Below are 8,359 nucleotides of genomic sequence, written 5' to 3'. Positions count from 1 at the left end.
GCCGCATGGAACAAGCTGATCGATCAACCCTGGAAAATTATGTCCATTGGTCTGCGCGAATGGGCTCATCGGTCATGATCAATGCACGTTGGTATAAGTTGATCAATAGCTTGGACGCAAGATGGATATACAGACCGATCCCAGAAACACCCCTTCATACCTCCAGATTCAAAATGAACGACCTGACGAAGGATGGAAAGTAGCATTCAAAGAGAGACTTCGGGCGGTGAACATCCAGTGGTGCGAGAAGCATCACAAAACCATAGGGGAGCAGAAAAGCTTTATCGAGATCTGGGACAAGATCGAAAGGTTTATCGGCGGCGGCTCGGACGACCATGAACTGGATCTAGCGGCGTCCGATAGGCCTGATTTACAAGCGAAATTGTCGGCCAGTAGATGCGCGTTGCTCACAGCCATGGAGGAGCACACTCGAGTTTTCAAAGAACTCCTCGACGGGAAACTTACATCTGATGAATATGACATTGCGCAGGGTGTCTTGACTGATCTCCTTTCGTACTTGAAGTCGCTGAACGACAAGTTTTTCCAGCTTTTGTCCCTCTGAAGCTTGTGTTTACCAGAATTACCTACGACCGGCCGTGATTGGAATACCTGTTAAACGATTCGGCGAGATAGCGTGAGAATCCTTTGCCAAACTTAATTTTGAATCGCTTAATTTGCTCCGCGGTCTTGTCACCAAGCGAGGTAAAAAAGGACTCGATTAAATCTGCTGCGGCATGCCCGACAATCTCATTAATGTTCACGTCAAATTCAGCCATGTCGACGACCTAAAACAACGAGGTTGGTATTTAGCATAGCGGCAAATCCAAGCGGCTGCCGCATTCGATAAACTCAGTAATGGTTGTAATTGATAAAAAGGCATATCCCGTTCGCGCAGGTGCATACCACATCCAATGTTGGCGTGGGCGGCTCACTCTGTTGCAAGACGGAGGATTCCAGAAGTTGGATGAAAAAGCGCTGAGCTTTAGCCGCGGTCGACAGAGGCCTTCGGCAAATTGACACATCAATTGATTTGTCTTACATTGTCTTGCAGTTTGCCAAATAGGAGAGGCGCTATGACCAAGTCGCTCGGATCGGAATCTGTAACTCTCCGCGTCCCGTCGGACATCGTTGCAAGCATCGAGGCCATCGCTGAAGCAACAGACCGTTCAAGAAGCTACATCATCGTTCGCGCCCTGAAGACATATCTCCTTAACGAAGGAGCGGACGTCTTGGCGGCGGTTCGTGGACGCGATCAGATCGCCGCAGGCGAGTACGAGGACATCGACGACCTCATCGCTGATGTGGACAAAATCGTTGCCGGACAGGCTGCATGACGCGAGTGAAAGTCTCAAAAGACGCAGCCGAGTTCGTCAGGAGTGAGGCTGCCTATCTTCGGCATCGCAACCCGCATGCCGCTAAGGGTTTCGCAGATACTGTCAGACGCGCGAAGGACGTGTTGAAGACCTTTGCCGATGCGGGGAACGTAACGCACGGACTTCAAATCGATGGCGGGCTCACGCTTGTTGTCGACGCCTATCTATTCGACTACATGCGTGAAGATGGTGATGTGAACATCATCGCAGTACGCCATGGTCGAATGCGTCAGCTAACGCCGAACGTCGAGGAAGAACTCGAAGAAGACAGCGACGTGGACGAGTCTTATGACGACTCTTCCAGCACCTTCAAGCTGTAAATCCTACAAGTTCTGCTTTGACCTGTTTCCCGTGCCTTGCTCCGTAATGGGCGAACCAATCGGAACATGTCGCAAGAAGCCTTTTGTGCATTATGCGGGGATACGGCTTGGCGGATGAATGTATCGCCGCGTGTTGCGCTCGTTTCTCCAGCCATGGCGGACGGTCCTCCGCCAAACGAGTTGGAAACAGGCTTTCGCTCATCCCGCCCGTATATCCGAGCAGGGGAGACACATCATGCGTGAACGCCAAATGTGGTTAGCACCTGTACGAAGGGGATAAGCCTTTTGATAAATTATCGTGGCGGTGGGTCAAGATAGGTCTCGGTCCCCATATTGCTCAGGGAAACCTGTTTGAGGGGACGGTTGCCCGTTGGCGGGCCATTGACTGCACACCGAGGTTCTCTCGCAATGTCCTGCCCGCATATTCCTCGCGGAAGAGCCCACGACGTCGCAGCTCCGGTACCACGTGATCAACAAAATCTCCGAGACCACTGGGAAACAAAGGAGCCATGATGTTGAACCCATCAGCCGCGCCAGCGCGGAACCGTTCTTCCATGGCGTCGGCAATCTGTGAGGGCGTCCCCGCGACCTGCCAATGCCCCCTTGCCCCCGCGAAATTACGCGCGACCTCCCGAATGGATAGGTTTTCACGTTTTGCGAGGTCGACGATCAGCTGCTGTCTGCTTTGCATCGCCTGGGTTTCCGGGAGCTCCGGGAGCGGACCGTCCAGTGGATAACCCGACAGGTCCTGAATGCTGAGATAGCTTGCAAGCAATGCCACGCCAACCGCGTCGGGAATAAGCTCCTGTAGCTCGTTGTACTTGGCCTTCGCCTCGGCTTCAGTAGAGCCGACGATCGGGGAGATGCCGGGTAGGATCTTCATGTCGTCGGGCCTGCGGCCGTATCTTGCAAGTCTCTGTTTGACGTCATCGTAGTAGGCCTTGGCCTCACCCAACGTCTGTGACGCGGCAAACACGACATCTGCCGTCCTGGCCGCCAGCTCCTTGCCGACATCCGAGGCTCCTGCCTGAACCATTATCGGTCGGCCCTGGGGCGACCTTGGCATTTCCAGGATACCGTCCACATTGAAATGCTTCCCTCGGTACGCGACGGGATGGAGCCTTGTTGGATCTACAAAGCCCGAACCGTCCGCAGGAACAAAAGCACCGTCGTCGACCGCTTCCCAGAGCGCGAGTGCGGCATCGGCGAACTCTTCGGCGCGTTCATAGCGTTCGGAATGTCGTCGCAGACCGCTGCTTGCGAAGTTCTCCGCCTCCAGTTCACTCGCCGATGTCACGAGGTTCCACCCTGCCCTTCCCCCGCTCAAAAGATCGATCGAGGCAAAGGTGCGCGCCAGCTGATAAGGATCGTTGTAGGTCGTCGACGCCGTTGCCACGAGCCCGATGTTTGTCGTGTGAACGGCAAGAGCCGCAAGCAAGCTTAGGGGTTCGAAGGCGGTCGAGCGCGCGGCCTGGCTTGCCATCTCTGGATTGCGTTCCCGGATAGCCGCGGCGTCTTCGACGAAGACCATGTCGAATTTCCCACGCTCCGCAATTCGGGCAAGGTCGATGAAATGGTCTATGTCCACTCCCGCGTTCGCGTGAGCATCCGGATGCCGCCAGGATGCGATGTGGTGGCCGCCGGCCATGAGGAACGCGCCCAGTCTCATCTTGCGGTCATTCGTCATTTCGTCTCTCCTGCCTGCTTCGATATTGTCGCAGTGAGTTCGAGCCCCAGTGTCGAACGCAATGTCCCAAGGGAGGCGGAACGAGTACCAAGCCCTAAACCCGTTAGTTTCGGAGCTGTCGTGGAGATGAACCCTTCGACTGCCTGCAGGCTTGGAGGTACGAGGAGGTATCCATCGAGATCGGCTTCCGATGCCAAGCCCCCAAGGGCAGCGGCGATGTCCCCGCCCAGGTCGCCCAGCGGCAAGCCATCCAAACCACCGGGCGCCGTGGCATCACTCCCGCCGGGCGGCGCCTTTGCTGTCGCCATAGACGGCACGATACTGAGTATCAACCGGACGCCCGCCCGGTTGCGGCCTGCCTCCGCAACCGATCGCCATACCGTCTCCGCTTCGCGTCTGGCGGCATCGACGGATGTCGATCGCAGAATGACGACATCAGCGTGCCGCGCAGCAAGCGCTGGATATCCATAATGAAACAGCGCCGCAACGACTGGCGTATCTTGAGGCGAGCGGTTCACGTTCAAAGGACCACGCACCGAAAGATGCGGCCCCTTGTGGTTGAGGACGTGCATTTTTGCTGGGTCGAAGAAGCGACCGTTTTCCTTGTCGTAGATGAAGGCGTCAGCATCCCAGCTACCCCAGAGGCCTTTGACGACATCGACATATTCGAGGTCGCGTTCTCCGTTGGTGCTATCGTCGAGGACGATCCAACCCGACCGTCCGCCATTGATGGTGTCAAGCGAGGCAAAACGACGAGCAAGATTGTAGGCTTCATGCTGGGCCGTCGATGCCGCAGCGAGAAAGCCAATACCGCGAGCGCGAGACGAGAGTGCCGAAAGCAGTGTCGTCGGCTCGAAGGTGGTATTTCCCGAGACGATCGTTTCGGCAGGCCGCTTACCCAAGCGGTCGAACAGCGCCACGAAATCGAACCCTGCATGTCTTGCCTTGTCCACCTGGCGCAGAAGGGCATCGAATCCCAAGTCTGACGTTTGCCCATCGCGCCAGGCACTTTCAGAGAAGCCGAAAGGCGATAGCGCATATCCCCAGTGCAACTTGGACTTCGTCATTCCACCATCCTCATACTGAAAACACCGCGTCGCGGGCCAATCGTCCTATCGGGCGGCCTTCATCGTCTTCAACCAGAAGCACATCCGTGTTCGCCGAAACCATCAGCGAGAGCGCGTCGCGCAAGTTCGCCGTCTTGGTAACTGACAGATGTCCCGTGGCATTGGCGACTTCGGCATCCATCGCGTCAGCCACTGTGAAGAGGCTCAGCCGCTTTATGGCCCTGTCGAGGCCGACGAAGTTGGCGACAAAGTCGTCAGCTGGCTTGGAGAGAATGGTATCCGGCGTGTCGAATTGCACGATCCGCCCTTCACGCATGAGTGCAACGCGATCTCCGAGCTTGATTGCCTCGTCCAGATCGTGTGTCACCAGCACCACCGTCTTTCGAACGCGGTTCAAGATAAGGCGAAACTCGTCCTGAAGCCTTGTTCGGGCGATCGGGTCGATTGCTCCGAACGGCTCGTCCAGCAGCAACACTGGCGGATCAGCTGCCAAGGCGCGAGCCACCCCGATGCGCTGACGCTGGCCGCCGGAAAGCTGGCGAGGATAGCGCTCACGGATACCCTTATCATTCAGGCCTACGAGGTCGAGCATTCTCTCGATCGCCTCATCTGTCTTTGCCTTGCTCCAGCTGAGCAAACTCGGAACCGCCGCAATGTTCTCAGCCACCGTCATGTGGGGAAACAATCCCACGTTCTGGATGACATAACCGATCGTCCGGCGCAGCATGACAGGATCTGCGTTCGTAACATCCTCACCTGCCAGGAATATCCTGCCGGACGTCGGCTCGATCAGACGGTTGATCATCCTCATTGTCGTCGTCTTGCCGCAGCCAGATGGGCCTATGAGCGCCACGGTCTCGCCCTCTTTGACCTCGAGCGACAGTCGGTCGACCGACGCGGGGCCTCCGGACGAATACTGCTTCGTGACGTCTTCCAATCTGATCATTGCGCATTTTCCGGGAAATAGTGACGTTGAGCCAGGGCGAAGACGCATTCCGTGCCCAAAGCCAGGAGAGCAATGGGCACAGCACCGACGAGAAGGCGCGACATATCCATGATGCCAATGCCGGTGGCGATGAAATCACCGAGACCGCCGCCGCCGATAAACGGGGCCAGCGTCGCCCCTGCGATCACTTGGACAGCTGCGGTTCGGATGCCTGCAAAGATTGCCGGCGCGGCCAGGGGAATACGAACCTTTCTCAGCACCTGGCGGCGGCTCATGCCCATGCCGGTGGCCGCTTCAACAGAATCGGGATCCGCATCGCGCAGACCGACGAAGGCGTTGAGGAGGATCGGCGGCAACGCCAGAATGATCAAGGCGACGATGGAGGGCCCCAGGCCGATGCCCAGAAGCGGCATCATGACCGCGAGGATGGCGAGACTCGGGATCGTCCTTAGAGCATTGACGACATTTATGACCGCGAAGGCTGACCGCTCATAGGTGACGAGCAGAAGGGCCAAGGGGAGCGCGATCAGCATTGCCATTACCAGCGACAGGCCTGACATCACCAGATGCTGCCCGAGAGCGCGAAGGAACTGGTCTTGATGTTCCGAAATCCAGACGAGTGCGGTGATGACCATGTCCTGATCCTCACTGCCATTTGGCGAAGATGTGCTCGATCCTCACGAAGAAGAAATCGAACGAGAACGCCAGAAGCGCCGTGAGAATGCCGCCGACCCAGATCTTTTCCGGATACTGCTGGTCGATGCCGATCAAGATAATGGTTCCCAGTCCGCCGCCGTCGATAAAGGCGGCCACGGTGGCGATTCCGACGACGGTCACCAAGGCAATGCGGAGGCCGGAAATGATGAGGGGCATCGCCAGCGGTAGTTCGATCCGCCACAAACGCTTCCAGGGCCCGAACCCCATGCCGTTCGCGGCGTCCAGGACGTCCGGCGACACTCCGCGGAGACCGGTGACGACATTTCGAAGGAGGATCAGAAGGCTGTAGGACGAAAGCCCGATCAGTGCTGGCTTGAACCCGAGACCGACGAATGGAATGAGAAGCGCAAATAGCGCGAGGCTTGGGATGACGAATATGACGTTCGTGACGGTTAATGCGGCCGCATATAGCTTCGGCCGACGTGCGCATACGACGCCCAAGACCAACGCGATCGCCAGGCCGATCAATACAGCCGATACGGAAAGTAGCAGGTGCTGCCACAGCGCAAGCAATATTTCCGGTATGTGCCGGGGAGCCCACTTCAAAGATTTGGCTTTCGATCCTGCAAAATGGTTGAGCGCCCGCCGATTTTGGCGGGCGTTATTATCGAAACGTCACTTACAGATTTTTTTCCTTCAGGAACTCGGCGGCAACATCGGCTGGCTCTTCTTTGTCCCTGTCGACCTTCGCGTTCATCTCGCGCATGTTCTCGTTGTTCAGCAACGGGCTGATTTTGTTAAGAACCTCCGCGATCTTCGGGTGCTTCGCAAGTGCGTCCTGGCGGACGACCGGGACCAGATAGTATGGAGGAAAGAGATGCTTATCGTCTTCGAGCACGACCAGCTTGCTGTCCGAAATCTGCCAGTCCGTCGCAAAGCCGTAGGAGACGTCGAGGTCCTTGCTGGTCAACGCGCTGTACCGGATACCTAGCTTGGCAAAGATCTTGAATTCCTTGAACTGAATGCCGTATGTCTGCTTCATTCCAGGCAGGCCGTCCTTGCGGTCGCCGAAGCCACCTTCGGCGCCGAATGTCAAATCCTTCGACGCGGGACCGAGATCGGTCAGCGTCTTCAGATGATACTTCGCAGCGGTCTCCGGAAGCGTGATGATGGCATAGCCGTTGTTGATTTTCGTCGGCTCGAGCAGCGTGAGCTTCAGGTTCTTCTCGTAGTATTCCTTTACGTCGGAATAGATCTTGTCTGCGGAACCGGAAAGGTCGCCCTTTACGACCGATGCCAGTGCCGTCCCGGTGTACTCCGGGTAGAGATCGATGTCGCCATTGGTTAGCGCTGTGTGGGCCACGAGCGTTGCTCCGAGGTTCAGATGCCGCTCAACCTTGACACCCGCTTTCTCAAGAGCTTGTGCATAGATCTCGGCGACCACGAATTGCTCCGTGAAATTCTTGCTGCCGATTTTTACAGTGTCGGCCGCGAATGTCGCGCCTGATGCCACGAGCGCCGTTGCCAGTGCCAAAGCCCCAATGATTGATTTCGAGAAATCCATTTAAACCCCGCGTGTTAGAAGATGTTCGACACAGTACTTGCCCAGGCGGCGAACGCGCGGTACGAAATTCCAATTAGGACCGCGGGTCCGAATTTCTACTCTACAAACATGACGGACAGAAAAAAAGCGACCCCATGCCGTATGGCCTACAAAGAGGCAGGCAGTATGAGGCGACAGTCCGGTCCTGGATCCCTTTGCGGCGAAGACGCTCAGATGGCACTCGTACTTTTTGCCTTGGGTTCGGAGCCGTCCCTCGGTACCCGTCATCTCAAGGTATCCGAATCCCAAACAGCGCTCCGAGGTATCAATGGCGGTCCCATCAATTCCAAGTACCTGGCCAGGCAGGTATTATTCGCTCCACGAGCGACAGCGATGTGAAAGGCGAAGTCGGCGTTTGATGTCGGTTCGGCTCGCTGGGCCAGGATGCGGAACGCCTCGAAGTCGTCGATCATCTGAGCTTCCTGCGCCGGCGATCTCCGCGCGGCCGCAAGCGCGGCGGCCTCCGCCTCGATCGCGGTTCTGAGCTCTAATGTCTCAATGATTGACGTAGCGGTTTGTATCCTAATTTCTGGGAGGCCTGACTGAGGAGACAAGTCCGCATTATTGTCGAACACGCTGCCCCGGTCGCGGTTGCGGGCCCGCTGCGATCTGGCGCTCAAAGTGTCGACCTTGAGGAGTGGCGTTACGCGCTTGTTCATTTGCCCAGTCCGTATTTCAGCGTTGACCGATTTCTTGAGGGCAAACG

At 56.8% G+C, this 8,359-nt stretch carries 11 protein-coding genes; 3 read left to right on the top strand and 8 right to left on the bottom strand.

Annotated features, from left to right (window positions below; all coding sequences use genetic code 11):
* Positions 1 to 121 precede the first annotated feature (121 nt).
* On the top strand, positions 122 to 562 hold the full coding sequence (locus EV561_RS34025; protein ID WP_132528301.1) for a hypothetical protein: 441 nt from the start codon (positions 122 to 124) through the stop codon (positions 560 to 562).
* 22 nt (positions 563 to 584) lie between these two features.
* Here EV561_RS34025 and EV561_RS37725 read toward each other — a convergent pair whose 3' ends face one another.
* Positions 585 to 776: a hypothetical protein gene (locus EV561_RS37725; RefSeq protein ID WP_132528300.1), complete on the bottom strand. Its 192-nt coding sequence runs from the start codon at positions 774 to 776 to the stop codon at positions 585 to 587.
* 297 nt (positions 777 to 1,073) lie between these two features.
* On the opposite strand from EV561_RS37725, the gene EV561_RS34015 reads away from it, so the two are divergent.
* Positions 1,074 to 1,334, top strand: coding sequence for a ribbon-helix-helix domain-containing protein (locus EV561_RS34015; RefSeq protein ID WP_132528299.1), 261 nt, complete (start codon positions 1,074 to 1,076; stop codon positions 1,332 to 1,334).
* On the top strand, positions 1,331 to 1,693 hold the full coding sequence (locus EV561_RS34010; RefSeq protein ID WP_132528298.1) for a type II toxin-antitoxin system RelE/ParE family toxin: 363 nt from the start codon (positions 1,331 to 1,333) through the stop codon (positions 1,691 to 1,693). Before EV561_RS34015 ends, EV561_RS34010 begins: the two co-directional genes overlap by 4 nt.
* A gap of 337 nt (positions 1,694 to 2,030) precedes the next feature.
* On the opposite strand, the gene EV561_RS34005 is transcribed toward EV561_RS34010, so the two are convergent.
* The 7 genes from EV561_RS34005 to EV561_RS33975 all read right to left on the bottom strand — a co-directional run bounded on the left by EV561_RS34005 (position 2,031) and on the right by EV561_RS33975 (position 8,312).
* On the bottom strand, positions 2,031 to 3,380 hold the full coding sequence (locus EV561_RS34005; RefSeq protein ID WP_132528297.1) for an LLM class flavin-dependent oxidoreductase: 1,350 nt from the start codon (positions 3,378 to 3,380) through the stop codon (positions 2,031 to 2,033).
* Positions 3,377 to 4,447 (bottom strand): LLM class flavin-dependent oxidoreductase, encoded by a 1,071-nt coding sequence (locus tag EV561_RS34000; protein WP_245513195.1) that lies wholly within the window; start codon positions 4,445 to 4,447, stop codon positions 3,377 to 3,379. The genes EV561_RS34005 and EV561_RS34000 overlap by 4 nt, the downstream gene beginning before the upstream one ends.
* A 10-nt stretch (positions 4,448 to 4,457) precedes the next feature.
* Positions 4,458 to 5,393: an ABC transporter ATP-binding protein gene (locus EV561_RS33995; protein ID WP_132528296.1), complete on the bottom strand. Its 936-nt coding sequence runs from the start codon at positions 5,391 to 5,393 to the stop codon at positions 4,458 to 4,460.
* Positions 5,390 to 6,028 (bottom strand): ABC transporter permease, encoded by a 639-nt coding sequence (locus tag EV561_RS33990; protein ID WP_132528295.1) that lies wholly within the window; start codon positions 6,026 to 6,028, stop codon positions 5,390 to 5,392. Before EV561_RS33990 ends, EV561_RS33995 begins: the two co-directional genes overlap by 4 nt.
* A gap of 10 nt (positions 6,029 to 6,038) precedes the next feature.
* Positions 6,039 to 6,623 carry an ABC transporter permease gene (locus tag EV561_RS33985; protein WP_245513193.1) on the bottom strand — a complete coding sequence of 195 codons (585 nt, stop codon included), beginning with the start codon at positions 6,621 to 6,623 and terminating at the stop codon, positions 6,039 to 6,041.
* A gap of 106 nt (positions 6,624 to 6,729) precedes the next feature.
* On the bottom strand, positions 6,730 to 7,614 hold the full coding sequence (locus EV561_RS33980) for a glycine betaine ABC transporter substrate-binding protein (protein ID WP_132528293.1): 885 nt from the start codon (positions 7,612 to 7,614) through the stop codon (positions 6,730 to 6,732).
* Between the two features lie 263 nt (positions 7,615 to 7,877).
* Entirely contained in the window at positions 7,878 to 8,312 is a 435-nt protein-coding gene (locus EV561_RS33975; protein WP_165928018.1) for an FCD domain-containing protein, read from the bottom strand.
* Positions 8,313 to 8,359: the final 47 nt, after the last annotated feature.

It is taken from the genome of Rhizobium sp. BK376 (assembly GCF_004341625.1).
Lineage (GTDB): Bacteria > Pseudomonadota > Alphaproteobacteria > Rhizobiales > Rhizobiaceae > Rhizobium.
Note: the sequence above shows the minus strand (reverse complement) of the source record. Positions and strands in the feature narration are given on the sequence as shown.

Bases quoted from the DNA above. Each gene is read 5' to 3' on its own strand.
- EV561_RS34025 (WP_132528301.1), top strand. From the start codon at position 122: ATGGATATACAGACCGATCCCAGAAACACCCCTTCATACCTCCAGATT.
- EV561_RS33990 (WP_132528295.1), bottom strand. From the start codon at position 6,028: ATGGTCATCACCGCACTCGTCTGGATTTCGGAACATCAAGACCAGTTC.
- EV561_RS37725 (WP_132528300.1), bottom strand. From the start codon at position 776: ATGGCTGAATTTGACGTGAACATTAATGAGATTGTCGGGCATGCCGCA.
- EV561_RS33975 (WP_165928018.1), bottom strand. From the start codon at position 8,312: ATGAACAAGCGCGTAACGCCACTCCTCAAGGTCGACACTTTGAGCGCC.
- EV561_RS34005 (WP_132528297.1), bottom strand. From the start codon at position 3,380: ATGACGAATGACCGCAAGATGAGACTGGGCGCGTTCCTCATGGCCGGC.
- EV561_RS34010 (WP_132528298.1), top strand. From the start codon at position 1,331: ATGACGCGAGTGAAAGTCTCAAAAGACGCAGCCGAGTTCGTCAGGAGT.
- EV561_RS34000 (WP_245513195.1), bottom strand. From the start codon at position 4,447: ATGACGAAGTCCAAGTTGCACTGGGGATATGCGCTATCGCCTTTCGGC.
- EV561_RS33995 (WP_132528296.1), bottom strand. From the start codon at position 5,393: ATGATCAGATTGGAAGACGTCACGAAGCAGTATTCGTCCGGAGGCCCC.
- EV561_RS34015 (WP_132528299.1), top strand. From the start codon at position 1,074: ATGACCAAGTCGCTCGGATCGGAATCTGTAACTCTCCGCGTCCCGTCG.
- EV561_RS33980 (WP_132528293.1), bottom strand. From the start codon at position 7,614: ATGGATTTCTCGAAATCAATCATTGGGGCTTTGGCACTGGCAACGGCG.